The 24,999-nt window shown below is 59.7% G+C and carries 24 protein-coding genes; 6 read left to right on the top strand and 18 right to left on the bottom strand.

Features of this window, described 5'->3' with window-relative positions:
- Window positions 1–5 precede the first annotated feature (5 nt).
- The 12 genes from KDW95_RS01180 to KDW95_RS01125 form a co-directional block, all read right to left on the bottom strand.
- Window positions 6–473 carry a MaoC family dehydratase gene (locus tag KDW95_RS01180; RefSeq protein WP_255854395.1) on the bottom strand — a complete coding sequence of 156 codons (468 nt, stop codon included), beginning with the start codon at window positions 471–473 and terminating at the stop codon, window positions 6–8.
- Window positions 474–483: 10 nt separating this feature from the next.
- Window positions 484–1,281: an SDR family oxidoreductase gene (locus KDW95_RS01175; protein WP_255854394.1), complete on the bottom strand. Its 798-nt coding sequence runs from the start codon at window positions 1,279–1,281 to the stop codon at window positions 484–486.
- Between the two features lie 11 nt (window positions 1,282–1,292).
- A complete protein-coding gene (locus tag KDW95_RS01170) occupies window positions 1,293–2,177 on the bottom strand; it encodes an SDR family oxidoreductase (RefSeq protein WP_255854393.1) in 885 nt (294 codons plus the stop codon).
- Window positions 2,178–2,278: 101 nt separating this feature from the next.
- Complete coding sequence (locus tag KDW95_RS01165; RefSeq protein WP_255854392.1) at window positions 2,279–3,433, bottom strand: acetyl-CoA C-acetyltransferase; 1,155 nt, start codon at window positions 3,431–3,433, stop codon at window positions 2,279–2,281.
- Window positions 3,433–4,494, bottom strand: a complete 1,062-nt coding sequence (locus KDW95_RS01160) for an acyl-CoA dehydrogenase family protein (protein WP_255854391.1) — start codon at window positions 4,492–4,494, stop codon at window positions 3,433–3,435. Before KDW95_RS01160 ends, KDW95_RS01165 begins: the two co-directional genes overlap by 1 nt.
- A gap of 8 nt (window positions 4,495–4,502) precedes the next feature.
- Complete coding sequence (locus tag KDW95_RS01155; protein WP_255854390.1) at window positions 4,503–5,669, bottom strand: acyl-CoA dehydrogenase family protein; 1,167 nt, start codon at window positions 5,667–5,669, stop codon at window positions 4,503–4,505.
- Between the two features lie 8 nt (window positions 5,670–5,677).
- Window positions 5,678–6,430, bottom strand: a complete 753-nt coding sequence (locus KDW95_RS01150; protein ID WP_255854389.1) for an enoyl-CoA hydratase family protein — start codon at window positions 6,428–6,430, stop codon at window positions 5,678–5,680.
- Window position 6,431: 1 nt separating this feature from the next.
- The gene (locus tag KDW95_RS01145) at window positions 6,432–7,532 is read right to left on the bottom strand and encodes an NAD(P)H-dependent flavin oxidoreductase (RefSeq protein ID WP_255854388.1); all 1,101 of its coding nucleotides are present in this window, start codon (window positions 7,530–7,532) and stop codon (window positions 6,432–6,434) included.
- Complete coding sequence (locus KDW95_RS01140; RefSeq protein WP_255854386.1) at window positions 7,529–8,452, bottom strand: enoyl-CoA hydratase; 924 nt, start codon at window positions 8,450–8,452, stop codon at window positions 7,529–7,531. The genes KDW95_RS01145 and KDW95_RS01140 overlap by 4 nt, the downstream gene beginning before the upstream one ends.
- A gap of 13 nt (window positions 8,453–8,465) precedes the next feature.
- Window positions 8,466–9,275 (bottom strand): CoA-transferase subunit beta, encoded by an 810-nt coding sequence (locus KDW95_RS01135; protein WP_255854385.1) that lies wholly within the window; start codon window positions 9,273–9,275, stop codon window positions 8,466–8,468.
- 11 nt (window positions 9,276–9,286) lie between these two features.
- Window positions 9,287–10,159, bottom strand: coding sequence for a CoA transferase subunit A (locus KDW95_RS01130; protein WP_255854384.1), 873 nt, complete (start codon window positions 10,157–10,159; stop codon window positions 9,287–9,289).
- Window positions 10,152–11,060, bottom strand: a complete 909-nt coding sequence (locus KDW95_RS01125; RefSeq protein ID WP_255854383.1) for a VOC family protein — start codon at window positions 11,058–11,060, stop codon at window positions 10,152–10,154. Before KDW95_RS01125 ends, KDW95_RS01130 begins: the two co-directional genes overlap by 8 nt.
- A gap of 659 nt (window positions 11,061–11,719) precedes the next feature.
- Between KDW95_RS01125 and KDW95_RS01120 the strand changes: the two genes are divergently transcribed.
- The gene (locus KDW95_RS01120) at window positions 11,720–12,646 is read left to right on the top strand and encodes an AraC family transcriptional regulator (protein WP_255854382.1); all 927 of its coding nucleotides are present in this window, start codon (window positions 11,720–11,722) and stop codon (window positions 12,644–12,646) included.
- A gap of 350 nt (window positions 12,647–12,996) precedes the next feature.
- Here the strand turns inward: KDW95_RS01120 and KDW95_RS01115 are convergent, their stop codons facing one another.
- Window positions 12,997–13,218 (bottom strand): hypothetical protein, encoded by a 222-nt coding sequence (locus tag KDW95_RS01115; RefSeq protein WP_255854381.1) that lies wholly within the window; start codon window positions 13,216–13,218, stop codon window positions 12,997–12,999.
- 34 nt (window positions 13,219–13,252) lie between these two features.
- Here KDW95_RS01115 and KDW95_RS01110 point away from each other — a divergent pair, with 34 nt between their 5' ends.
- The 3 genes from KDW95_RS01110 to KDW95_RS01100 are packed head-to-tail and all read left to right on the top strand — an operon-like array spanning window position 13,253 to window position 15,905.
- Window positions 13,253–14,023, top strand: coding sequence for a class II aldolase/adducin family protein (locus KDW95_RS01110; RefSeq protein WP_255854380.1), 771 nt, complete (start codon window positions 13,253–13,255; stop codon window positions 14,021–14,023).
- Window positions 14,024–14,039: 16 nt separating this feature from the next.
- Window positions 14,040–14,966 carry a TauD/TfdA dioxygenase family protein gene (locus tag KDW95_RS01105; RefSeq protein ID WP_255854379.1) on the top strand — a complete coding sequence of 309 codons (927 nt, stop codon included), beginning with the start codon at window positions 14,040–14,042 and terminating at the stop codon, window positions 14,964–14,966.
- A 3-nt stretch (window positions 14,967–14,969) separates the two neighbouring features.
- Complete coding sequence (locus tag KDW95_RS01100) at window positions 14,970–15,905, top strand: NAD(P)-dependent oxidoreductase (RefSeq protein ID WP_255854378.1); 936 nt, start codon at window positions 14,970–14,972, stop codon at window positions 15,903–15,905.
- A 248-nt stretch (window positions 15,906–16,153) separates the two neighbouring features.
- Here the strand turns inward: KDW95_RS01100 and KDW95_RS01095 are convergent, their stop codons facing one another.
- From KDW95_RS01095 to KDW95_RS01075, 5 genes are read right to left on the bottom strand one after another with little or no spacing between them, the layout of a single operon-like run.
- Complete coding sequence (locus tag KDW95_RS01095; protein ID WP_255854377.1) at window positions 16,154–17,089, bottom strand: bifunctional OB-fold nucleic acid binding domain-containing protein/MaoC family dehydratase; 936 nt, start codon at window positions 17,087–17,089, stop codon at window positions 16,154–16,156.
- A gap of 2 nt (window positions 17,090–17,091) precedes the next feature.
- On the bottom strand, window positions 17,092–18,303 hold the full coding sequence (locus KDW95_RS01090) for a thiolase family protein (RefSeq protein WP_255854376.1): 1,212 nt from the start codon (window positions 18,301–18,303) through the stop codon (window positions 17,092–17,094).
- 19 nt (window positions 18,304–18,322) lie between these two features.
- Window positions 18,323–20,152 (bottom strand): long-chain-acyl-CoA synthetase, encoded by a 1,830-nt coding sequence (locus tag KDW95_RS01085; RefSeq protein WP_255854375.1) that lies wholly within the window; start codon window positions 20,150–20,152, stop codon window positions 18,323–18,325.
- A gap of 40 nt (window positions 20,153–20,192) precedes the next feature.
- Window positions 20,193–20,822 (bottom strand): nuclear transport factor 2 family protein, encoded by a 630-nt coding sequence (locus tag KDW95_RS01080; RefSeq protein ID WP_255854374.1) that lies wholly within the window; start codon window positions 20,820–20,822, stop codon window positions 20,193–20,195.
- 7 nt (window positions 20,823–20,829) lie between these two features.
- Window positions 20,830–21,561, bottom strand: coding sequence for an SDR family NAD(P)-dependent oxidoreductase (locus KDW95_RS01075; protein ID WP_255854373.1), 732 nt, complete (start codon window positions 21,559–21,561; stop codon window positions 20,830–20,832).
- A 385-nt stretch (window positions 21,562–21,946) separates the two neighbouring features.
- Between KDW95_RS01075 and KDW95_RS01070 the strand changes: the two genes are divergently transcribed.
- Window positions 21,947–22,777, top strand: coding sequence for an alpha/beta fold hydrolase (locus KDW95_RS01070; protein ID WP_255854372.1), 831 nt, complete (start codon window positions 21,947–21,949; stop codon window positions 22,775–22,777).
- A gap of 41 nt (window positions 22,778–22,818) precedes the next feature.
- Window positions 22,819–24,951: an oxidoreductase gene (locus KDW95_RS01065; protein ID WP_255854371.1), complete on the top strand. Its 2,133-nt coding sequence runs from the start codon at window positions 22,819–22,821 to the stop codon at window positions 24,949–24,951.
- The last annotated feature ends 48 nt before the right edge of the window (window positions 24,952–24,999 follow it).

Raw genomic sequence — 24,999 nt, 5'->3', positions numbered from 1 at the left:
CCTCATTAAGCCGGGTTAAAGGTGTAGCGACTGATCGTATCGACCACGCAGCCAGGGCGCTCACTACCCTCGATCTCGACGGTGACGCGCACGGTTGCCTGAATGGCGCTCTTGATCTGCTCGACGGCAATCACCTCACCACGACCACGGATGCGACTGCCCACCGGTACCGCTGCCGGAAAGCGTATTTTGTCGCAACCGTAGTTGACGCCCATCTGCAGGTTCTGCACTTCCATCAGCTGGGGCAGGAACAGGTTGACCAGAGACTGCGTCAGGTAACCGTGGGCGATGCAGCGGCCGAAAGGGCCCTGCGCCGCCCGTACCGGATCGACGTGAATCCACTGGTGATCACCGGTGGCTTCAGCAAACAGGTCGATCCGCTGCTGGGTGATCTCCAGCCAGTCGCTGCAGCCCAGGTCCGTGCCCTGCGCCGCCAGCAGTGCTTGGGCACTGGCAAACAGATGATTCGCCATAACAGTATCCTCAGGCTTGCTGCGATGAGACCGAGACGACTTCGCCGGTCATATAGGACGCGTAATCACTGGCCAGAAACATCATTACGTTGGCCACTTCCCACACTTCGGCGGCACGCCCGAACGCCTCGCGGCTGGACAGCTGTGCCAGCAGCTCTTCGCTGGACGCTTTCTTAAGGAAATCGTGCAGCGCGATCGATGGCGACACCGCATTAATACGCACGCCGTATTCGGCAGCCTCCAGGGCGCTGCAGCGGGTCAGGGCCATGACCCCCGCCTTGGCGGCGGCGTAGTGCGCCTGTTCCTTCTGCGCGCGCCAACCCAGTACCGAAGCATTGTTGACGATGGTACCGCGACCACGGGCCTGCATGTGCACTAGCATGGCGCGGGTCATGCGAAAGGTGCCGGTCAGGGTGATATCCAGTACCCGATGCCACTCTTCATCACTCATGTCGACGACCTTCTTCTGGCCGCCAAGACCTGCGTTGTTGATCAGCACATCGACGCCGTCCAGCTGCGTTTCCGCCGCAGCGATCAATGCCTGTACGTCATCCTCAATGGTGACGTTGCACAGCTGACCGTAGATAGCATCCAGTCCGGTTTGCTGTTTCAGAGTGCTTACCGCCTCTTCCAGCCGCCGCGGATGGATATCGGAAATCATCAGCGCACGGCAGCCCTCTTCGGCGGCGCGGCGGGCGGCTGAAAAGCCGATACCGGCACCGGCGGCAGCGGTAATAAGAACCGACTTGCCCTTGAGCAGGCCATGACCTTCAACGTATGCGGGAATATTGCTCATAGTCTTACTCACAATCGTGCTCCTCAGCTGCCCCAGACTTTCTGTGCCGGTACGGCTTGTGCAATCAATTTGTATACCGCTTCCCCGACGTCTTCGGGCTTCCAGGCAGCGCCCTTGTCGACGCCCTCTGTCGAACGCCAACCGTCACAGATGGAAATTTTTCCGCCTTCGGATTCAAACACCTTGCCGGTCACGTCCCCAGCCTCCTCCGTTGCCAGCCAGGCCAGCAGAGACGAGACGTTTTCCGGTGCCCAGTAATCGAAGCTGCCGTCCTCCGGCTTCGCCATGCGGGTCGCCATCGACTCCACCGCCGTGGTCATGCCGGTACGCGCCGCCGGTGCCACCGCATTGGCGGTAATGCCGTAACGGCTCAGCTCTGCCGCCTGATTCAGGGTCAGCGCAGCGATACCCGCCTTGGCGGCGGCATAGTTGGACTGACCGATGGAGCCCTGCAACCCGGCACCGGAGGTAGTATTGATGATGCGGGCGCTCACCGCCTTGCCGGCTTTGGACTGGTCGCGCCAGTAATGCACGGCGTGGGAACTGATACAGAAGTGGCCTTTCAGGTGGACCGCCATGATGCTGTCCCACTGCGCTTCGGTCATGGAGGCGAACATGCGGTCGCGATTCACGCCGGCATTGTTCAACACCACATGCAGATCACCGAAGGTCTCGATGGCCTGTTGCACCGCCCGGGCGCTGTCGTCGTAGTTGGTGATATCGGACGTGTTGACCACCGCCTTGCCTCCTGCAGCGGTGATTTCATCCACCACTGCTTGCGCTGCGCCAGCGTTAATATCGTTGACGACCACAGCACAACCTTCAGCCGCAAACACTTTGGCGTGGGCCGCACCCAATCCGCCGCCAGCACCGGTAATAATGGCCACTCGGCCTTGCAAAATAGACATAGCTTCCCCGTAAACTTGCAATGGCCTGCAGCAACAGCGCAGACCATGGATTCAGCTCAAATGTGCACGTCGCACAGCACGCAAAACGAGACGATTCGGCTTTAGCCCAGCCGCTCGATAATCGTCACGTTCGCCTGGCCGCCACCTTCACACATGGTCTGCAGGCCAAAGCGCCCCTGGCGGCGCTCCAGTTCATGCAGCAGCCCTGTCATCAAGCGCACACCGGTCGCCCCCAGTGGATGCCCCAGGGCGATGGCGCCACCGTTGACGTTGATCCTGTCGTGGCTGTAGCCCGTCTCCTGCTGCCAGGCCATGGCCACCGAAGCGAAGGCCTCGTTGATCTCAACCAGATCAATTTGATCCAGGCTCATGCCGGCTTTTTTCAGCGCCGCTGCCGTGGCCGGAATGGGTGCACGCAGGTGCCAGATGGGGTCGTCGCCACAGACGCTGATATGGTGAATGCGCGCCCGTGGCGTCAGCTTGTAACGTTTGAGTGCAGCGTCGGACACCACCAGCATGGCGGCGGAAGCATCGCAGGTCTGACTCGACACGGCGGCAGTGATGGATGGGAACTCAGGTGCCACCGGCTCCAGCTCAGCCATCTTCACCAGCGTGGTCTGACGCGGTGTTTCATCGCGACTGACGCCTTCCAGCGGCACGATCTCGCGTTCGAAGTAACCGGCTTCGATCGCCGCCAGCGCACGGCGATGGCTCTCCAGCGCGAAGACTTCCATATCGGCACGGCTGATGCCCCAGTGGTCGGCGATACGCTGGGCCGCATAGAACTGGTTTACCGGCGCATCGCCAAAGCGCGCCTGCCAGCCTTTGCTGCCGGAAAAGGGATCGCTGAACCCCAGCGGTTGACCCGCCAGCATCGCCGATGCGATCGGGATCTGGGTCATGGTCTGAACGCCGCCGACGGCGATCACATCCTGGGTACCACTCATCACCGCCTGGGCAGCAAAGTGCAGCGCCTGCTGCGAAGAACCGCACTGGCGGTCTACCGTGGTGCCAGGCACATTCAGCGGCAGACCGGCGGCCAGCCAACTGGTGCGGGCGATATCGCCGGCCTGGGAGCCGATGGTATCGACACAGCCGAAAATCACATCGTCGTACTCATCGGCCGGTATGGCGTTGCGTTCCACCAGCGCCTTGAGTGCATGGGCACCCAGATCGATGGCATGCACATGGGATAAACCACCCTTGCGACGCCCGGTGGGCGTGCGCAGAGCATCGACTATATAGGCCTCAGTCATCACGATCTCCCAAATAGGTGTCCGGGGCCCAGGGCGGCGCCGTCGCTTAATACCGCATCACTGACGCGAGCCTTGTGGAAGGTGCGATCCCCCCAGGCGGATTCCAGTGCCCAGGTACGCTTCATGAACATCTGCAGGTCCACCTCCCAGGTGTACCCCATGGCACCGTGAACCTGAATGCCGTGGCGTGCCGCCAGGTGCGCGGCCTCACCACAGGCCGTATGCGCCAGGGACGCATGCAGCGCAGCATCGGCACTGCCATGCTGCAGCGAATAGGCCGCACGGTAGAGCACGGGCTTGGCGAATTCGATTTTTCCAGCCACATCCGCCAGATGATGCTTCACCGCCTGGAAACTGCCGATGGGCTTGCCGAACTGCTTGCGCTGAGCGGCATAGTCAACCGACAGATCCAGCATCCGCTGCGCCAGTCCCAGCAGCTGCCCGGCCACCGACAAGGCACCTCGATTCAGCGCCTGATCCCACAGCGGCTGACCGGTAGCCGCATCCGCAATACGGGTCGCGCTACTCGGCTCCCACATCACGCGGCAGAGTCTGCGCGATGAATCGATGCTGGGGTTGTGCTCGACATCGATCAGCGCGCGCGGCACGGCATGAATCTCGCCGGCGTGAGCAAGTAGCGTAAAGTCTGCCAGGTGAGCATCGGCTACCAGCGGATTGACCGGGTGACCGATTGCAATACGCAAACTGCCTTCGGCAATCTGCTCCAGCCAGCCCTGGCGGTCGCTGACGCTGTCAGGCAGCGCATTGATCAGGCCAGCACTAACATAGGCGGTATCGGCCAGGGAGTCGGGGATGCCGTAGTAACCCAGCTCCTGGGTCATCAGCGACCAGGCGACATCCCCCATCTCCAGACCTCCGGCAGACTCGGGGATCGACAGCGCCATCAGACCTTGCTCGGCAATCTTGTTGCGCAGATCCGGCGAGCGACCGGAATCGGTCTCCCAGATTTCGCGCAGCGCTTCGGGGGCGGCCTCGGTCATCAGGAAGCGGCTGATCGCTTCCCGAAAGGTCCGTTCGTCATCAGTAAAAGTGAAATCCATGGCGAACCTCAGGCTTTTGGCAGGCCGAGCATGCGCTCAGCGATTATATTGCGTTGAATCTCGTTGGCGCCGGCATAGATCGGTCCGGCCTGGGCAAACAGGAAGCCCTCCAGCCAGCCATCAACATCGCCACCCTGCGGCGCACCGGCCAGCAGCTCGCCCCGAGCACCCAGAATCCGCATCGCGGTTTCATGAATTTTCAGATCCAGCTCAGACCAGACAATCTTGTTGATGCTGGACTCGGCACCAATCTTGTCGCCTCGGGCGATACGTCCTACGGTGTGGTACGCCGACAGCGCATAGGCTTCTGCACCCGCCCAGGCTTCCAGCACGGCATCACGGATGCTGGGGTCGCGATCCGCCTCAGTCTGATGGGCCTTGTACAGCTCGATAAGCTTGCGCACCGGCTGCTGAAACCGGGCCGGTGAGCGCAGCAGCAGGCCGCGCTCAAAACCGGCCGTTGCCATCGCGACCTTCCAGCCCTGGCCCTCGTCGCCAATGCGATTTTCTACCGGTACCCGTACGTCGTCGAAAAAGATCTCGGCAAAGGCATCCTTGCCATTCAGTGCCTTGATCGGACGAATGGTCACTCCCTTGGCGTCCAGCGGTACCAGCAGGTAGGACAGACCGTGATGACGGCTTGACTCGGGATCACTGCGGAACAGCCCGAACACCCAGTCGGCAAAGCTGGCACGGGTGGACCAGGTTTTCTGGCCATTGATCACATAGTGATCACCATCGCGAATTGCCTTGCTGGATACGGCCGCCATGTCAGAGCCGGCGCTGGGTTCGGACCAGCCCTGGGCCCACATGTCGTCACTGGCAGCCATGCGCGGCAGGAAACGTTCCTTCTGCGCCTGGGTACCAAATTCCATCAGCGTGGGCCCCAGCAGCAGCTGGCCATTCTGATTCACACGCATGGGTGCATCGGCGCCGTAGTATTCTTCTTCAAAGATGAGCCACTCGGTCAGGTCGCAACCGCGACCACCCAGCTCCTGCGGCCACATCACCATCGACAGGCGCGCATCAAACAGCTTGCGTTCCCACTCGCGGTGCTGCTCGAAACCTTCGCGCGTGTCGTAACTGGCCAGCTTTTCAACTGGCACATTCTCAACCAGCCAGGCCCGCACCTCTGCACGAAAGGCCTGCTGTCGGGGGGTATAGGTCAGATCCATATCGCACCTCAGAAAGTTGCGTCACGTTTTTCGACAAAGGCCCGGCGCGTTTCAGCCGAGTCCGGGCTGGTGTAAGCCTGCAGTGTGAAGCCCTGCTCCCAGCGGTATTTGTCTTCCAGGTTGCCGTCCTCGATACCGTTGAGCGCTTCCTTGGCGATACGGATCATGGCCGGGCTCTTGGCCGCAATCTTGGCGGCAATTTCCAGGGCTGCTTCACGCAGCTGCTCTTTGGGGACGATGCACTCAATAAAGCCGTAACGATCCGCCTCGGGCGCAGTCACGGCCTCTCCGGTGAAGAACATCTGGCGCACTTTCTGCACCGGGAACAGCCGTTGCAGATGTGCGCCGCCGCCCATGGCACCGCGGTCCACCTCTGGCAGGGCAAAGCTGGCGCAGTCGGAGGCCAGCACGATATCGGCCGCACCGGTGATACCGATACCGCCGCCCAGTACATAACCATGTACCGCCACGATCACCGGCACTTCACAGCGGTGTACCGCCTTGAAGGTGGCGTAGTTGCCGGCGTTGACGTCGACGATACGTTCGGGATGCTTGTCCAGCTCCTTGATATCCACGCCGGCGCAAAAACCCCGCCCCTCGGCGCGGATGACAAGCACGCGCACTTCGGGGTCGCGCCCCAGGGACTCGATGTCCCGGGCCAGCTCGAACCACTCCCGGCTGTCGAGGGCGTTGACCGGGAGCTTGGCGATCACAACCTCGGCAATACCATTCTCTATCTGAACTTTATGGCCTGTACTCATCTCAGGATGCCTCTTCCAGTGCCTGTCCGGCGGCTGCGCGAGTGCACAGCGCTTGCAAACAGGTTTCAGCTTCTCCGGCGATCGTGGCGATCAGCTCGGGGGCACTGACTAATTCATTGATTGCTGCGGCCACCTGGCCGCTGGGCAGAATGCCCTCGTCCGGAACGCCCTGGACCATCGAGCGTTGCAGCAGTACCGGCTGGTTGGCCGACATCACCACCTGCGACATTTGTGCAGGATCTTCCTTCACCGCCTTGCAGAATGTCTTCAGCATGTGGCCGAAGGTCATGCCGGTTTCACGCTTCCACTGACGGGCGCTGGAGAGCGCGATCAGCAATTTGCGCATGGGGCTTGCGCCCTCGAGCTTGCGAATGAAGACGTTTTCGATCATGCGATGGCGCATTCCGTCGACCGCAGTGGTCACGCGGATCAGCTGGGTGTCCTGTACTGCCAGATAGCGCGCCAGGGTCTGTTCGGGCGTGGGTGAGTCGGTGGTCATCATGAATCGCGTACCCATGGCGATACCGCTGGCACCTGCGGCCAGGGCTGCGGCCAGACCGCGCCCAGTGGAATAGCCGCCGGCAGCAATGACGGGTACATCCACGGCATCCAGCACCTGGGGAAGCAGGATGGTGGTGGGCACGCCGCCGGTATGGCCGCCACCCTCACTGCCCTGAATGGTGATCATGTCCGCGCCCAGCGCCACCGCCTTGATGGCATGCTTGACCGCGCCGACCGTGGGGATACAGAGCACATCGGCGGCCTTGAGACGGCCAATGGTTGCCTGGTCGGGGCCACGGCCATAGCTGACCGCTTTCAGGCGGTACTGAATCGCCAGCTCGACGCACTGCTGCGCATTTTCCTGGAACATATGGAAATTGAGGCCGAAGTTGCTGCCGCCGGTGGCATCGATCACCTTGCGGATCTCCCCTTCCAGCTGCGCGGGCTCAATAGTGGCACCGGCCAGAAAGCCGAAGCCGCCGCCCTTGGTCGTGGCGATCACCAGATTGGCATCCGACACCCAGCCCATGGCGGTCTGGACGATGGGATAGCGACAGCCCAGACGGCGGGTCAGCTCGGTGTGTAACAATGGGCTGCTCATGCCTTATCTCCGTTGTCGCCGGCCTCGGCCTTGTTGGCCTTGACCATGCCCTTGGCGTCGTAACCGCCGAGCAGGTCACCGGAGATCTGCTCATTGTGCACGTGGGCAAAGTGGTGCCAGGCAAAGGCCGCTTCCATGCCCGTGCGTTTGCCCTGCAGATCTTCGATGTGGTTGATCACCTGCTTGGTCAGCGCCAGCCCCATGCGGGGCTGGCGAGCGACCTTGGCCGCCATCTCGTAGGTGGCATCGACCAGGGCCTCGCGGGACACGACACGGTTCACCATGCCCATCTCGTAGCCACGCTGGGCACTCATGCGATCCCCCAGAAACAGAAATTCCTTGGCCACTCGCGGGTTCAGTTCGAAAGGATGGGCAAAATACTCCACCCCCGGAATGCCCATGCGCACCACCGGATCCTGGAAGAAGGCATCATCGCTGGCGATAATCAGATCGCAGACCCAGGCCAGCATCAGACCACCGGCCACACAGGCGCCCTGCACCATGGCAATGGTCGGTTTGGGCAACTCGCGCCAGCGCCGGCACATGCCCAGATACACTTCCTGCTCACGGGCATAGAGGTACTCGCCACCGGGCTTGTTGGTGTGGTCCCACCACAACTGGTTGCGCTCGAACTCCTTGTTGATATCCCGTCCAGGCGTACCGATATCATGACCGGCCGAGAAGTGTTTTCCTTCTCCGCGCAGCACAATCACCTTGACGCTGTCATCGTCCACGGCCTGGCGAAAGGCGGCATCAAGGGCGTAGGTCATCTGCGAGTTCTGTGCGTTATTGAAGCCGGGCCGGTTCATGGTGAGGGTGGCAATGCCCGCCTCGACCCTGTAAAGCACCGGCTCTTCGGTCTCGTAAACCGCCTTGTCTTCACGCTGAACAAATTCCTGCGATGGATTGGCTGCAGTCATGACAGGCTCCCGTTTACTGGTCGGAGGTAGCGGCGCGAACGCCCGGCGGATTGTCTTTCAGCTGACGCGCACGGAGGTTATGTGGGTCAAACCGGGCTATCACGGCCAGCTGCTCAGCGGTCGGGTGCGGCGTCTCGCCCATGTCCGGCGCCTGCAGCAGCGCAAAACCGGTGTTGGCCTGGACTTCTTCGAAGCTGACGCCCGGGTGCAGCGAGCGCACCCGGATGGCATGATCCGGCCCTTCGAAATCCATCACGCAGAGATTGGTAACGATGTGACGGATCTCCATCAGATCCTGGCGCATATGCTCGCTCCAGCGCGCCGGGTTGTAGCCAACGCCTGAGACCATATCCACTTCGCCCGCCACGAAGGTGCGCGTGTTGTGGCTGGGTACAAACAGCGAGTTGATGTGGTTAATGCTGTTGCCCGGCAGGCCGCGCACACCCAGCATGGCCACTTTCGGCTTGTCGTAGTCGCCAATGCAGGACAGGTTGGTCTGGCCGAAACGGTCGATCTGGGTCGGGCCGATCATGGCGTGGCGCCTGCCACCCCAAACACACTCGAACATGCGTTCGAAGGACAGATAGCCGGAATACCTGGGCTTGTAATCGCCCCGCGGGCCGACCGGGATCGGTTCTTCCACCAGCAGCGTTTCGCTGTCGGTCATCAGCAATTCCGGCGTATGGGTCATCTTCGCCAGGCTCGCACCCAGACGGGGAATGATGCCCAGCCCCGAGGCGATCAGTTCGCCATCGCCGCGCCAGGCCTCTGAAGCGGCCACAATCATCAGTTCGGCCAGCGTAAATTCACTGTTGGTCGTCATTGTGACTCTCCTTAAAATGTCGGCAGCGGCAGGCTGCCCATCGCGTCAGCACCGCCATTGGCGACCTGGTAGGCCTCTTCACCGGAGCGGATAAACTCGTCCATATAGACATTCCAGCCGTTATCCTGGCTGGCGCAGTCGACATAGCGTTTGAGGTGTTGCATATCCCAGCCGTAGGCAGGCGAGCAGGTCGTCGGGTGCGCACCCAGGGGAGCATGGACAACGCCCTGCACCAGATAACGCTCGAAGGTGTTATTGCGGGCACTGGCGGCATCCAGTTGCAGACGATCTTCGATCTGTTCGGTGGAAACGATACAGCGCTGGGCCGCGCGGGCGACGAGGTGATCGAAATAGGGGTCGGTGCCGGTAATGAGTGTATTACCGAGCCTATCGGCGACGTTCACGTGCACAAAGGCCACATCCAGATTCAGTGCGGGCATGGCCAGCAGCTCTTCGCCATCGTCGTAGGGAGAGCGGATGGTCTTGAGGTTGTTGTGACGGATCACATCGGTCGCCAGTCCGCAGCGGGTCGGCAGAAACGGCATGCGCATGCCGGCGGCACGTAGGCCCCACTGGAACATGCCTTCATCCAGCTCCATTACCTCGATCTCGCCCGCCTGGCGCACCTTGCGGAACCAGGGCTCGAGGGGAATCGCATCCAGGGTGGCAAAGCCGAAGATCAGTTTTCTGACCTTGCCGGCAGCGCAGAGCATGCCAACTTCAGGGCCACCATAGGACACCACCGTCAGGTCTTTCACATCGGAGCGCAGGATTTCACGCACAATCGCCATGGGCTTGCGGCGCGGGCCCCAGCCACCAAAACCAATGGTCATGCCATCGCGCAGCTGTGCGACTGCTTCGGCGGCCGTAATCTGTTTATTCATTGTTTGCTCCTTGTTGTTGACCGACCGAGAAGTCATGACCCCAGAGGCTGACACGGGTGAATTCGAAGGCGCTGTGCGCCTCCCAGTCCAGCTGCAGACCGCCGTAGCCATACTCCAGATCGAAACCGGACGGGGTCTTCATGTAGAAAGACGTCATCTGATCATTGAGATGCTGACCGAGAGTCGCTGACAGCTGCACACCCTGGTCCTGGTGACGATCATGGGCGCGGCCCACTTCGGTCATGGAATCCACCTCGACCATCACGTGCACGCAGCCGGACGGCACCGGGAATTCGGCGATTGCCAGGCTGTGGTGACGCGGGTTATTGCAGTGCATGAAATGAATGCGCAGCGGTTCGGCATCCGGGGCTGAGCGGTGATTGAAGCTGTCGGACAGACTGAATCCCAGCACATCCTGCAGGAAGGCACGGGTTTCATCGAAGTTGGGTGCCGGCAATACCGTGTGCCCCAGCCCCATGTTGCCGGTGACAAAACGCGGCACGCCCTGGGGTGACACAAAGGGCTGACAATCCGAGCGATGCCCCCAGTAGAGTTCGTGACGGTTGCCGGACGGATCCTTGAGCACGGCCAGCGCCTGTACCCCACGCTGATTGCACAGTGCTGCATCCCCGGCCTCCCAGGCGACACCACGCTGATCCAGCTCGGCGGTAGCGGTGGCGAAGGCGTCCTCGGACGCTAGCCCCCAGCCCGACGCCAGATAACGGCTGTCCGGACCCTCGACAACGAGCATGCGGAAGGGACGCTCATCCATCTTGACGTACAGACCGCCACCCGGGGCAGCTGAGGTCATCATCCCCAGCACCTGCTCGGCGTACTGCTGCCAATCGTCGAGATTTTCGGCCTGGGCGACGAAGTAGCCCAACTCACGAATATCAATCATCACATCCCTCCCGGGTTTATTCTTTAACAGCCATTATGGGAAGGGAGTGTCAGCGCCTCATCGTCCATTGAGACTAAGCAGAATCGGGGAAAAGAGACGGGGGAACAAAGGCTCGGATGGCCGATATTCAGGTTCATCGCTGAGTTACGCCCATCGCCGGGTCAGGCCTCTTCGGGCCTGTAACCTGCCGTCCAGCCGGCATCGGGGGCGCAGGTGCTTGGGCTTGCGGGCCTCCCTGGGGCAAAAAGTGGGCAACTTTGGCACTTTGTTTCAACGAAAGGCCAGTAATGAAGCCCCTGTTTCATGTATTAACCCGCCGGGTCAACATTGGATAAACGGCATGGGTCGCATTGAACACATGCTCGGGATGACCATATGGTCCGTTTGGACGATGCCCTTTCTGACCGGGAGAGTGATTATAATCAGTAAATACCAAGAGTATTTATGAGAGCCACACCCGCTTGACTGTGTCCGGTTACTTTCATCATTAGACGTAGCTGGCTTTCCTTGCTACCTGTTGCATCGTTTGGTTTTACGTTCTCTATTATTTTTTGAATGGAGTACATCCAATAAATACCGATACCCGTTATATCATCTGGCTACTCGACTTCCTCGCCAGAAAGGGAGTCGATACTGAATCATTGTCCAGAAGCCACCAGTTGAACGATCTTGAGCGCCTCGATATTTCGATTAGTGGTGCAACTCATAGAGCGCTCTTATCGGATGCGCTGCATCTGACGGGTGAAAGCGGACTCGGGCTTAAACTTGGGTATCAACGATCACTAGCCACTTATGATCAATTGGCTTACCTGATAATGAGCTGCGCAACCTTGCGAGAGGCCACCGAGAAGGGCCTTAAGTACCAGAATTACCCCGGCCGTTTTTCCGGCAATGCGATTATTACCACCTTCAGTGAAATTGACGGCCAGGGCTGTTATCAGGTCAGCGTAAAGGAAGACCTGGGGGAGCTCAGGCTGCTGGCGGTTGAAGACCTGCTCAGCAATATCATGACGACCGCGCGCTGGGTTCTTGGCCAGCCACTGCCCGTGACACAATTGCGTTGCGACTATCCCGAGCCACCCCATGTAGAAGACTATCGAGCAATATTTGACTGCCCGGTGCAGTTTGACACACCCGTGATTCAGTTGTTTTTTGATGCAGCGATACTCGACCAACCTCTTCCCAATGCCAGCCCTCAAAGCGCACGGCTCTATGCGTCCGTGTGTGAAGAGAAAAGCATTACTCGCCAGGGGGGAAGTGTTGCCTGGCGACTCTGGCAGATAATTGTCAAAGATCCTGCCAACCCACCTGATATGGCGGATGCAGCGCAGGCGCTGTGCTGCAGCACTCGTACACTTCACCGCAAGTTGCAGTCCGAAGGATGGCAGTATCAGCAGCTGATTGACCAGATTAGAGAGATTCATGCCCGCCGGGTATTGAGTGATCCTACCCTGGCGGTTACACAGGTTGCACTGCAACTGGGGTATTCTGATCATTCTGGATTTCTTAAGGCATTCAAAAAATGGACGGGGCTTACACCTACCGAGTTTCGCACCAAACTCTGGGGCGCCTCGATTAACCCGTGATTGACGCTGAACCGGGAAGCCGAGCCAGTCACAGCGATGGGAGTCGATTTAATTCCTTACTTTAATTCCACTCTGAACGAAGGTTTATTCCATCGGACTGATCCCCGTCTATCCCCAGCACGAATCATGCCTGATGGTCGCTATTCAACCCACGGCGACCATCAGAAAGCCTCTGTTCCGACCCTGCGTAAATACAGCAACCGCTGCAGTTTGCCACCATCATCACTATCACGTTCAACAGGGCCTCGCAGGCACAGCCCCCCCTCGAACTGACCGGACGCGACGCAACGGGATCAACGGCCGCCGCCAGAGCAGAAAATTCGATGCGCAGCCTGGTCGCCACCAGCGGATCAGCGCGGCAATTGATCTTCTTCTCCTGCTGCTGGTCGGCAGCTAACAGATCTGCCTTGATGGTGCCGCGTGGCGGAATCAGACGCTGTCACTTCTATCCAGGGGCAATGCCAGCCGACGTGGTTTTCACTATGCCCTCTTTTCTTGACCACCAGGTTGTCCTTATAGGCCTGCTTATTGGCCTGATTATCCAATTCATCACCGGCAATCAGAGGTACCATTAATCAACACTGCAACAAAATAAGGATTAAAATCGTGTTGAAGACTGATTACGTCAATGCTGAAATGTTGTCAAAGTTTGCAACTCGCCTAGGCAACAGAGCGCTACTCCCGGAAATAACCCCAAAAGCTCAAGTCGCACTCATGTGTCGCATGCTGTTTACCGAAGGATGGAATGACCATATTGCCGGACACATCACTGTGCGCCAGCCCGATGGATGCATCCTGACAAACCCCTGGGAGCTCACCTGGGATGAAGTGACCGCTAGCGACATCATCACCCTGGATGAAAAGGGCAATATCCTCGATAGCGACTGGAACATCACACCTGCAATAGGCCTCCATCTACAACTTCATGAAGCTCGCCCAGACGTCAATGTCGTCGTCCACAACCACCCGAAATGGAGTGGCATCTGGGCCAACCTTCAGGAGGTTCCTCCCATCTATGATCAGGCGGGTGCCTACTGCGGATCAGAGTTACCGATTTACAACGAATACCTGGGTACTTTCGAGGATGAAGGTACCAGCCTGACAGCAGTGGAAAGCATTGGTGATGCAAAATGGGCGCTATTGGCCCATCACGGTGCGCTGGTTCTTGGCCGTGACCTCCGCCAGGCTCATCTACGTGCAGCAACCCTGGAATGGCGATGCCGCAGAGCTTATGAAGTGCGTTTGGCCGGAGGGGCGCAGCCGCTAGCCGAAGAGGTTATCAACCAGGTTGGTCTGCCTGACCCGAACGGATTCCCGTTTCTGTGGGAAGCGATGGCGCGTCGTGAACTTCGCCGCGACCCAACGGTACTGAACTAATCTGGAGCAACCAAGCATGTCACTTACCATTAAGCCACTTGAAAATATTGGTGTAGAACTACTGGGGTTTGATATTTGCCAGCCCTATACCGATGAACTGAAACAACAGCTGCGTTCGATTTGGTATGAGCACGGGGTAGTGCTGTTGCGCAATCAGGACGTCACACCTGAGCGCCAGATCGAGTTCAGCCGGATATTTGGCCCGTTAGAGATGCATCCGCTTAAAGCAACGGTTTCGGCGGCTAATCCGGAATTGTTTGAGGTGGAAAGCGGGGGCGAAAAGGATAAACCGATGACCGCGTCCTACAAGGGCGAAACGATTGTTGGTCGTCTCGATTGGCACTTCGATTTGCACTATACTGGCAAGCCCAACCATGGCGCAGTATTGACCGCTGTTGAGGTCGCCGGTGAAGGTGGTTTAACGGGGTTTGGGGATCTAGCCAAAGCCTATGATGCGCTTGATGACGACACCAAAGCACTGTTGGAAAAAATCGAAGTTGTCTACGCTTTCAGCATGCAGCGCCGCCATATGCGCTATGTCGATCTGGCAGGGTATGAGCCTGGGCCTTACAGCCCCAAAAAGCCCTCTGATGTTAAGTTCCCCGACTTTCCAGAGTCGGTCTATCCCGCGGCAATGACCCACCCGGTAACGGGTGCCAAGGTGCTGGGCATTGTAGAGCAGTTTCTTGACCGCATATCTACCCCCTATAAAGCGGGGCTCTCCAACGATGAGTCTATTGAGCTTTTGGAGCGTCTTGTAGCACATACCCGTGATCCACGGTTCCACTACTTCCATAAGTGGCAGCCTGGTGATCTGGTGTTATGGGATAACTGGCGCGCGATGCACAGTGCCACCGGAACCCCGGTTGGGGTCCGTCGGCGGATCAATCGCACAACCATTAAAGGCGACCATCAGTTGGGCCGGGTATTGCTGGAGGAGTAACGGATGCGCATCGCACTGCAATTCGAGCTACCCACTCTGCTGGATGGCATTCTCGAGATTGCGCCACACGCAGATGTAGTGATCCTGGCTCCAGATACTCCACTGGAACAAGCAGGCCCGGTAGACGTGGTGCTGGCCACCCCGGGCGGCAGTGAACAACTGGCGCGCCTGCTTGAGGTGTCCCCGCAGCTCAAGTGGGTACATATTCTGGGTACGGGGGTTGATGACTACCCAATGGAACTGCTGGCCGGGAGACTGGTTACCTGCTCCAAAGGGGCAACCGCAACCCCCATTGCCGAGTGGGTAATGGCGATGATCCTGGCACATGCCAAGCGATTACCGGGTAGCTGGATTGATCAGCCTCCAGCACAGTGGTTTATGGCCGATTTCGACTCGCTCGAAGGCAAGACGCTTGGAATCATTGGGTTTGGCGAGATTGGCCAGGCAATTGCCAGACGTGCACTGGCATTCGATATGGACGTTTTGGCTAAGGTACGCAGTTTCCGCCCATCTTCTATGCCTGGGGTGGAATTACTGGAAAATATAGATGATCTGATACCCAGGGCAGATCATCTGGTTCTTGCACTGCCGGCAACTGCGCAGAGCGCAGGGCTACTCGATGCTCGCCGTTTATCCGGGATGAAGGCAGGCAGCCACCTGGTCAACATTTCCCGTGCGATATTGATTGACCATATTGCGTTGCGGGAGAGGCTTGATAAAGGACACATTGCCAGGGCGTCTCTGGATGTTGTGAACCCGGAACCCCTTCCTCGAGAGCATTGGCTCTATACGCACCCGCGTGTCAAGCTGAGCCCTCACACCTCATGGAATGCGCCGCTCAGCCATGCACGAATGCTGAATGCCTTCTTTGCCAATCTACGTCGCTGGCTGGAGGGAGAAACGCTGCAGGGGGTTGTGGATACCACAGCCGGCTATTGAGCGGTGGCAGGTTAAATAACCTCCGGCAAAGCCGGAGGTTATCAGCGGACGCCCTCGAAAGGCTATCAATTGCGCACAGAACGCTACATCACGCCAAGCCTTAGTTATCCCGATGCTCATCCGTTATTTCTTGAATCCAGGCACTCCCGAACCATCTCCTCATCCGTAAGCCAACGGCACACAAAAAAAGCCGCCTGCAGCGAGTGCTGCAGGCGGCCAAAAGTGCACGTGAATATTAAAAGTGCGAATCAGCGATACAGGATGACCAGATCATTGATCACGGAGGGGCGGTCATTGCCCACCACATGAATATTCACTTCAAGTGTCAGCGCGGTGCCCTTGCGGGACTGCTGCACCGACTTGACCCGCGCCCGGGCATGGATGCTTGAGCCCGCCGGCACCGGTGCCGGGAAACGCAGCCGGTCGGAACCGTAATTGACCATGGTCGAGAAGCCCGTAATCTCGAACGGCAGCGCAAAACTGAGCCTGGACTGCAATACCTGCACCAAGGACCCGTGGGCAATGGTAGATCCAAAGGGGCTCTCCCTGGCCGCACGTGCGGGATCGGTGTGGATCCAGTAGTCATCCCCCGAGAGCTCCGCGAAGCTGTCGATCAGTGCCTGATCAACCTCGAGTGGCGAACTCCAGTCGGTAAAATCATCACTGACCAGGGCTTGCAGCGCCGCCGCATTATCGACCGGTACCTGCACCTGGCCCTTGGCGTTGCGTGCCAGCGCATCCAGCGGGCTGACATAGGGCATGGATTCCAGCGCCTTGTCGGCACCGGTAAAGCGCAGCAGGGTAGTGCCTTTGGCATCAACCTGGTCGAGCACCGCCTTCAATTCCATGCCAACCCTGATCTCGTCTTCGGCCAGCCCCACCAGGGTGGTGTTGATGCGTACCCCCTGTTCGAGCTCGACCACCGCCAGTGCCTGGGGCATTTCATCGGCAAATTCCGGCAACGTCGGCACCCGGGCCAGGGTGAAGCTGTAAAGGGTGCCCCTGCCGGACACCGGCCGCCACTCAAGGTCATGGGCCAGGCAGTGACTGCAGTGACGACGCGGGAAAAACACCCAACCCTCGCACTGGTTGCACTGCTGAATACGGATCTCTCCCTCGCTCAGCCCCTGCCAGAAGGGCCTGGAGATATCGGTCATCACTGGCATCGGTTTCAAACTTGCCATGCTTAGCCCCCCTGCAGAATCAATGCACCCTGTTCACTCATCACGCCACCGGTTCCGGAGACGAACACCTGATCGCAACGCTTCAGCTGGCGCGCACCGGCTTTACCGGCGATCTGGGTGAAGGCTTCGATTACCTGCGACATGCCACCGGCACTGCCGGCCTGGCCGAAGCTGAGCTGGCCGCCATGGGTATTGAGTGGAAAGCTGCCCTTCCAGGTCAGATCGTTTTCGCGCACAAAACGCATCCCCTCGCCCTTGGGACAGAAACCCGCATCCTCCAGCGACAGCAGTACCGTGATGGTATAGCAGTCGTAAATCTGGGCGGCGTCCATGTCGCCGGGCTTGACGCCGGCCATGGCGAAGGCGCGCCGGGCGGCCTCGGCCAGCGGCGTTACGGTCATGTCCTTCGCATAGGACGGTGACTTGAACGACAGTCGCTCGCCAAAGCCCTTGACGAAGGCTGGCCGATTCTTGCTGCGTGCCGCCACCTCTTTTGAGGTGACAATCACCGCGGCACCACCGGCCACCGGCATGACGATTTCAAGCACATGCAGAGGATCAGCAACCATCTTGCTTCCCAGCACATCCTCGATACCCATCGGCTTACCACAGAACATCGCATCGGGGTTGTACTGTGCATTGGTGCGCTGGTCCACGGCAATCTTGGCCATCGCCGCCTGATCGTAACCGTACTGCGCCGCATAGCGCTGGGCGATCATGGCGTAGCCGGTGTTCTGACCGAGGTGACCGTAAGGCAGGTCGAACTCCGCCTCGGGCGCACCAAAAGCGGTACTGTGGCCGCCAAAACGCATGGCCCTTGCCATCCAGGCCGGATCTTCATTCGGTGCAAAAGGTGCCATGCGCATCGGAATCACGCAGAGCACCGCTTTGCACAGGCCGAGCTCGATGGCCGCCGCCGCACGCCAGATCATGCCCACAGAGGTGCAGCCGCCCAGGTCAACAACCTCGGCAAAATTCACCTCGATGCCCAGGTATTCGGCGGCCATGGCCGGCACGAATACCGAGGCTTCGTGAAACTGGGGCCCGTTAATCACCAGACCATCCAGATCGCTGGCCTTGAGGCCGGCATCTTCCAGCGCCTGGGCGGCCAGATCGGCCACCTGCTCCAGGTGAAACATCTGTGGCGCCGTGGCGTACTTCTCAGGCTTGTACTGCGCCGCGCCAACAATCGCGGCATCTCCTCTTAATCCCATGTTATTCCCCCGGTCACTATCACTGATACTCGAAAGGCGGCAGTCCAGCCTCAGCCAGAGCCTCGGCTGAATAGGGCTTGTAGGTCGCGGCCCGGTCATCACGCACATAAAGCGGATCTGGGCAGTTCACCGGGTCGTAGCCCTGGCGCTGCAGGTCCACCTTGCGCAGCTTGAAGGTGGTGGTCATGTCAGCGGCAGCACTGACCCGTACAAACAGGGGGGCGGCGTAACGCGGCACCCGCAGCTCCGTTAGCGCGTAGAAGGCGGCAGGATCAAAACTGTGCCCTGGCTGCATCACGATGGCGGCCATGCCGGCGCGACCCTCGTGCTCAGGCACCTGCACACCGTAAATATTGATCAGTTCGACACCGCTGAAATCCGCCAGCGCGTTGGCCACTTCCTGCGTCGACACGTTTTCACTTTTCCAGCGGAAGGTATCGCCAATACGGTCGACGAAGTAGAAATAGCCTTCGTCGTCGTGGCGCAGCAGGTCGCCGGAGCGCCAGTAGGCATCACCCTCGACAAATACATCACGCAGGATCTTCTGCTCGGAAGCGTCCTTAGAGGTATAGCCCTCAAAGCGGCCGCCACCAATGTCCGGGTGATTGATAATCATGCCGATGCCCTCACCAACCTCCCCCGGGCCACACTGAATACCGCGCCCCTGTGCATCGCGCACATGGGTATCGGATTCGATATCGTAACGGATCAGGCGGAAGTTGGTCTTGTTCCAGTCCGGCACACGGCCGCAGGAACCAATATGATTATCGACATTAATCAGGTTGGTGTTGGCCTCGGTCGCGCCCCAGCCCTCGTAGATATCCATGTCGCCAAAACGTTCGACCCAGCGACGCCAGGATTCGGCCGTAAGGCCCGCCCCCATCATGCAGCGCAACCGATGCGCGCCGACGTCCCCTTCCTGGTTCAGCAGATAGCGACAGATCTCGCCGATATACTGGCACACAGTCACGTCATTATTGCGTACATCCTGCCAGAAGCGGCTGACGCTGAACTTGCGTCGCACCAGGATCGCGGCCCCGGCCTTGAGTGCCGTGGAGGTCACCGAGGTTGCCGCCGCACCGTGGTAAAGCGGCAGGCAGCAGTAGAATACATCCTGCGCCGTGGCATTGATGGTGACTTCCATCACGTCACCCGAGCAGAGCCAGCGCATGTGGCTGTAAATCGCAGCCTTGGGCAGGCCCGTCGTGCCCGAGGTGAAGATCAGCAATGTCGGTGTTTCTGCGGTAATGCCCGCACGCAGCCCCGGTTCCACCGCCGTGTTCGGCGCCTGTTCGAGCTGCCGGGAAAAGCCGCGCTCAAAACCCGCCAGATCTTCGGCCGATGCCGGCTTTTCATCATCCGCCATCAGCCACAGCGGCAGTGTCAGGCCATCCGTCTGGGCGAAGTTATGGGCACACTCCTCACCCACGATAGCCACCTTGCATTGCGTCGAATCAAGCGCATGCCGCAGCGGCCGGCCACTGACCTGGGTATTGATGAAGGCCACCACCACGCCGATCTTGGTCAGGCCAAACCAGGTGGAGAAAAATTCTGGCCGGTTTTCCATCGCCAGGGCGCAGACGTCACCGGGCTTGAGACCCAGTGCCTGCGCCGCATGGGCCACCTGATTGGCACGGGCATTTACCTCGGCATAGCTGAAACGCTGCTCGCCGTAGATCAAAAAGGTGTGCTCGCCCTGGCGGGCGGCTTTTTCTTCCAGCCGATCAGCCAGGGTGTAATGATCCTGCGGCTTGATCAGGCCTGCAGCCTGGGCACGCCTGTCCAGCCGCTGCTGTGTTTCCTCTCGTGACACCGCCACCTGAGGCTCAAGATTCAGTTGTGAACTCATGCGCTCATTCCTTATCTATGGGTTGAGTTATGGCTGCCACTCAGCGCACCCGTATCCTGGGGGCAGGCGTGTCACCGCGCATGCGGGTCAAAAACTGGTCGATCGGCGCCGGCGCCGCTACTTCGGGTAGCAGGGACGGGTCAGGACGCTCGCTCCAGAACGCTTTCCAGGAGCGGAACAAACCATGGAAGGTCCCCTCGTAGGGCTCGCGACCCGGCCAGCGCATCTTCATGTCACCGATGGGCGGCTTGTTCAGGTCAGTGGCGTACCAGTAGCACGGCAGACGGCGGCGGAAGTACCAGTGGCCATCGATACGCTCGTAGTCGTCCCAGTACAGCATCTGCATGATTACCCACTCGGCACCGGTTTCATGCTCGTTCTTGGAGTACACAACCCCGATGGCATGATCCGGATCGATAAACTCGATGATGTGCTGCCCCAGATGATGCGAGGTGCCGGTGAACTGATCGCGCAGTGTGCTATCGACCCAGGCCTTGAGATGCTCGCGCCCCACCTTGTCGCGACCCACCCGGATATCCGGCGCAAAAAGGCCGACATGGGCGTCCAGGTCACGCATGTCCAGCGACAGCGAATACTTGCCCGCCAGCTGGCGGATCGCCTCGGTGGACTCCAGGCGATCGATGCGCTGCTCCAGTGTTAGCTCAGTCATAACCACCTCAGATGAAGACCATGCCGCCATTCACGGCGATATTCTGACCGGTGATGAAACCGGCATCCTCACTGGCGAGGAAGGAGGCGACACGGGCCACTTCTTCAGGCTCGCACATGCGCCCCAGCGGTATGGCGCTGATCATCTGCCCCATCCAGTCATCGGGAATGTCCGCCATCATCGGCGTGTTGGTCGGCCCTGGCACCAGGGTATTGACGCGAATTCCCTCAGGCGCCAGTTCACGGGCCATACTGCGGGTCAAGCCCATCACACCCGCCTTGGAAGCAACGTAGTGGCTCGGGCCTTCACCGGAGTACACCGCCGAGCTGGACACATTGATCACCACACCGCCACCGTTTTCCTGCATCAGGCGCGCACCTTCGCGGCAGCAGAAAAAGGTTCCGGTCAGGTTGACGCCAATGACCCGCGCCCAGTTTTCATCTGGCGTATCCAGAAACGCATCAACGGAACCGATACCGGCGTTATTGACCAGCACATCCAGCCGCCCAAAGGTCTCTCTGACCTGCGCCATGGCACCCTGCACCGATTCGCTGTTGGCGATATCACAACTGATGGCGATGACCTCACCCTCAGCCGCTGCTGCAGTGGCCTCGGCCGCCTGCAGATTAATATCCACCGCCACGACCTTTGCGCCCTGGGCCGCGAAGCACTGCACAACGGCGCGCCCCATGCCCTGGCCTGCACCGGTGACAAAAACAACCTGGTCCTGATGTTTCATTTCTAACCCTCCCGTACGCTGGCGCGCCGACTATCCGGTTTTTGTTGTGTATTCATCTTCGAACAGCAACAAAAGCCCGGCATCGTCCATCGAGACTAATAGAGCAATGCAGGCAAGGGGCAAGGGGCAAGGGGCAAGGGGCAAGGGGCAAGGCGAAAGTGTGCTCGCTACGAATCACGAATGACGAATCACAAATCACGAACGACGAATAACGAATAACGAATAACGAATAACGGCTTTTAACCTCCTGCTCAGGAACGGCACCAAACAGGGCGCACTGGTCTGAACGGACGATGCTTCTGGCTCCCGGGAATAGCACGATTCATGCGAGATCATTTAATGGCGGCGGCTCGGTCGCTTCCAGCCAGAGAATAAGGAGAAAAGAATGAATCAGCAGGATCTGTCACTCCCGGCCGGCCAGTATGCCGAATTGACCAACGGCATCCGACTGCACTACCTCGACGAGGGCACAGGCCCGGTAGTGCTCTGGCTGCATGGCAGCGGCCCCGGTGCCAGCGGCTTCAGCAACTTCAAAACTAACTACCCGGCCTTTGTCGAGGCCGGCTATCGCAACATCATCCTCGACCTGCCGGGCTTCGGCCGTTCAGACAAACCCGATGATATCGAGTACCGCCTGGAATTTTTTGTGCAGTGCCTGAACCTGTTCCTGCAGCACACCGGCATCGAGCGCTGCACTCTGCTGGGCAACTCCCTGGGCGGAGCCATCGCCCTGGGCCAGGCGCTGAACTACCCTGATAGCGTCGAGCGCCTGATCCTGATGGCCCCCGGCGGCGTCGAGGAACGTGAAACCTACTTCCAGATGGAAGGCATCCAGCGCATGGTCGAGGTTTACGGCCAGGGCCCCATGGGTGTGGAGGAAATGCGTCAGGTGATGAAGCTGCAACTGTTCGATGCCACCCAGCTGCAGGACAGCCTGCTGGCCGAACGCGCCGCCGTGGCCGCGACCCAGCCCGCCAATCTTTTCTCCACCATGCTGGTACCCAACATGACCGAGCGTCTGGGCGAACTGCGCTGCCCTATCCTGGGCTTCTGGGGCAGTAACGACCGTTTCAACCCCCCGGCTGGCATGTTCAAGTTTCTGGAACACGCACCGCAGGCCCGCTTTCTGATGCTGAACCGCTGCGGTCACTGGGTCCAGGTCGAGCACACCGATCTGTTCAACCGCAGCTGCCTCGACTTTTTGACCAGGGGCTGAGTACACCGCCATACTCTGACCCAATTCAGGAGGAATGCCCTATGGCAGCCTATCAACATCTTCTATCACCGGGGCGTATCGGCGCGCTGGAACTGCGTAACCGCCTACTGATGGCGCCAATGGGCTCCAACTATGCGGAAGCCGACGGCCGTTGCGGCGAACGCATTCAGGCATTCTACGAAGCCCGCGCCCTGGGCGGTGCCGGTCTTCTGACCATGGGCGTCGGCTCCATCGCCTATCCCGCCGGCACTGCCGAACCCTACCAGGTGGGCATTTCGTCGGATGACTTTATTCCGGGCCTGAAACAGCTCACCGACCGAGTTCACAAACATGGCGCCAAGATCGCCATCCAGCTGCAGCACGCTGGCAAGACTTCGGTGCGCGACCTGGCCGAAGGCCGCGAACTCTGGGTGCCATCCATGCCGCCCGCGGTCAAGACCGACATGTTCAACGCCCTGACGCAGTCCGAGCTCGGGCGCTTTATCAGCTCATCCAAGGGCCGTGATAAAGGCGGCGTGCGCATCCGCGTGATGGACAGGGACGACATTGCCCAGATGGTGGAATGGTTCGCCGCCGCCGCCGAGCGCGCCCAGAAAGCCGGATTCGACGGTGTTGAAATTCATGCTGGCCACTCCTACATCCTTGCAGGCTTCCTGTCGCCCTACTACAACCAGCGGGACGATGAATACGGCGGTTCCCTTGAGAACCGCATGCGTCTGCTGCTTGACGTCATTGCCGCCATCCGTGCGCGGGTAGGCGTTGAGTTCCCATTGTGGATGCGAATAGACGCCACCGAGCTTGACCTGCCCGGTGGTATCAACCTGGAAGACGCCACGCGCACCGCACAGATGGCCGAAAAAGCCGGCATCAACCTGGTCAGTGTGTCAGCGTATGCCAACCTGACCACCGGCAACGCATTCACCCAAGCCCCCATTCCGCAGGAACGGGCACGCTTCCTCGACTGGGCCGCCCATATTCGCCAGCATGTGGGTATTCCGGTGACCGCCGCCGGCCGGCTCGATCCGGACGTGGCCGACAAGGCAATCAAGGACGGAAAATGCGACTTCGTCGCCATGGGCCGCAAGCTGCTGGCGGATCCGGAACTGCCCAACAAGCTGCGCGAAGACCGTGCCGGCGATGTACGCCCCTGCATTTACTGTTATGTCTGTGTCAGCCAGATCTTCGTTAACGAGCGCGTCAAATGCGCCGTGAACCCCCAGACTGGCCACGAGTCGGAACTGCAGATCATCGCCTCGGACAAGCCGCGCCATGTGCTGGTGATCGGTGGCGGCCCGGCGGGACTGGAAGCGGCCCGCGTCAGCGCCCTGCGCGGCCACAGGGTCACCCTGGTTGAACGCAGCGCACGCCTGGGCGGTACCCTGTTCTTCGCCGCCCTCGCCTATCCGGAGAACGGCCCGCTGCTCGACTACCTGGCCAAGCAGGTACAGGACCTGCCGATCGACGTGCGCCTCAAGACCGAGGCCGATGCTGACCTGATCGACGCACTCAAGCCCGACCAGGTGATACTGGCGGTTGGCGCCCGTCGCAGCAAGCCCGACATCCCGGGCGCCGACCAGAAACACGTCTGGTCCGGCGACGAGTTGCGCCTGTTGATGACAGGTGAAGGTGCCGATATTGCCAAACAGAAGCTCAGCGTTACCCAGCGCCTGATGATGAAGTCCGGCTCACTGGTCGGCGCCACCAACAGCACCGACGCCATCAAGAGCCTGTCCAAACTCTGGATGCCCCTGGGCAAGAAGGTCACCATTATCGGGGGTGGTCTGGTGGGCCTGGAGCTGGCAGAGTTTCTGGTCGAGCGCGGCCGCGAAGTGCATGTACTGGAACCGGGTCCGGATCTGGGCGCTGAACTGGCGATCGTGCGCCGCTGGCGTGTGCTGCACAACCTCGCCGAGCATAGTGTCGCAGTGCAGAAAAATGTCCAGGTAAGCGGCATCGGCAAGCAGAGCGTCAGCTACACCGACACGGAGGGCAACAGCCACGAAGTCGCCGCCGACTCGGTGGTGCTGGCCACGGGCGCCGAAACCAATCATGACCTCGCTGACCGCCTGAGGGCCCAGGGCGTCGAGGTCATCAACATCGGTGACGGCGCCGAAGTCGCCTACATTGAAGGGGCGCTGCGCTCCGGCATGAAGGCGGCGATTGCACAGCCCTGATATAAGCATGAGCAACGCAAACGGAGCCTGAAAGGCTCCGTTTTTGTT

It is taken from the genome of Marinobacterium rhizophilum (assembly GCF_024397915.1).
Taxonomy (GTDB): Bacteria; Pseudomonadota; Gammaproteobacteria; order Pseudomonadales; family Balneatricaceae; genus Marinobacterium_A; species Marinobacterium_A rhizophilum_A.
Note: the sequence above shows the minus strand (reverse complement) of the source record. Positions and strands in the feature narration are given on the sequence as shown.

What these genes read in the sequence shown, in the direction of transcription:
- KDW95_RS01125 (WP_255854383.1), bottom strand. Translation starts at nt 11,060, where the DNA reads ATGATTGATATTCGTGAGTTGGGCTACTTCGTCGCCCAGGCCGAAAAT.
- KDW95_RS01100 (WP_255854378.1), top strand. Translation starts at nt 14,970, where the DNA reads ATGCGCATCGCACTGCAATTCGAGCTACCCACTCTGCTGGATGGCATT.
- KDW95_RS01160 (WP_255854391.1), bottom strand. Translation starts at nt 4,494, where the DNA reads ATGGATTTCACTTTTACTGATGACGAACGGACCTTTCGGGAAGCGATC.
- KDW95_RS01085 (WP_255854375.1), bottom strand. Translation starts at nt 20,152, where the DNA reads ATGAGTTCACAACTGAATCTTGAGCCTCAGGTGGCGGTGTCACGAGAG.
- KDW95_RS01130 (WP_255854384.1), bottom strand. Translation starts at nt 10,159, where the DNA reads ATGAATAAACAGATTACGGCCGCCGAAGCAGTCGCACAGCTGCGCGAT.
- KDW95_RS01170 (WP_255854393.1), bottom strand. Translation starts at nt 2,177, where the DNA reads ATGTCTATTTTGCAAGGCCGAGTGGCCATTATTACCGGTGCTGGCGGC.
- KDW95_RS01115 (WP_255854381.1), bottom strand. Translation starts at nt 13,218, where the DNA reads ATGGTACCTCTGATTGCCGGTGATGAATTGGATAATCAGGCCAATAAG.
- KDW95_RS01065 (WP_255854371.1), top strand. Translation starts at nt 22,819, where the DNA reads ATGGCAGCCTATCAACATCTTCTATCACCGGGGCGTATCGGCGCGCTG.
- KDW95_RS01095 (WP_255854377.1), bottom strand. Translation starts at nt 17,089, where the DNA reads ATGGCAAGTTTGAAACCGATGCCAGTGATGACCGATATCTCCAGGCCC.
- KDW95_RS01150 (WP_255854389.1), bottom strand. Translation starts at nt 6,430, where the DNA reads ATGAGTACAGGCCATAAAGTTCAGATAGAGAATGGTATTGCCGAGGTT.
- KDW95_RS01105 (WP_255854379.1), top strand. Translation starts at nt 14,040, where the DNA reads ATGTCACTTACCATTAAGCCACTTGAAAATATTGGTGTAGAACTACTG.
- KDW95_RS01145 (WP_255854388.1), bottom strand. Translation starts at nt 7,532, where the DNA reads ATGAGCAGCCCATTGTTACACACCGAGCTGACCCGCCGTCTGGGCTGT.
- KDW95_RS01135 (WP_255854385.1), bottom strand. Translation starts at nt 9,275, where the DNA reads ATGACGACCAACAGTGAATTTACGCTGGCCGAACTGATGATTGTGGCC.
- KDW95_RS01070 (WP_255854372.1), top strand. Translation starts at nt 21,947, where the DNA reads ATGAATCAGCAGGATCTGTCACTCCCGGCCGGCCAGTATGCCGAATTG.
- KDW95_RS01080 (WP_255854374.1), bottom strand. Translation starts at nt 20,822, where the DNA reads ATGACTGAGCTAACACTGGAGCAGCGCATCGATCGCCTGGAGTCCACC.
- KDW95_RS01155 (WP_255854390.1), bottom strand. Translation starts at nt 5,669, where the DNA reads ATGGATCTGACCTATACCCCCCGACAGCAGGCCTTTCGTGCAGAGGTG.
- KDW95_RS01140 (WP_255854386.1), bottom strand. Translation starts at nt 8,452, where the DNA reads ATGACTGCAGCCAATCCATCGCAGGAATTTGTTCAGCGTGAAGACAAG.
- KDW95_RS01075 (WP_255854373.1), bottom strand. Translation starts at nt 21,561, where the DNA reads ATGAAACATCAGGACCAGGTTGTTTTTGTCACCGGTGCAGGCCAGGGC.
- KDW95_RS01180 (WP_255854395.1), bottom strand. Translation starts at nt 473, where the DNA reads ATGGCGAATCATCTGTTTGCCAGTGCCCAAGCACTGCTGGCGGCGCAG.
- KDW95_RS01165 (WP_255854392.1), bottom strand. Translation starts at nt 3,433, where the DNA reads ATGACTGAGGCCTATATAGTCGATGCTCTGCGCACGCCCACCGGGCGT.
- KDW95_RS01090 (WP_255854376.1), bottom strand. Translation starts at nt 18,303, where the DNA reads ATGGGATTAAGAGGAGATGCCGCGATTGTTGGCGCGGCGCAGTACAAG.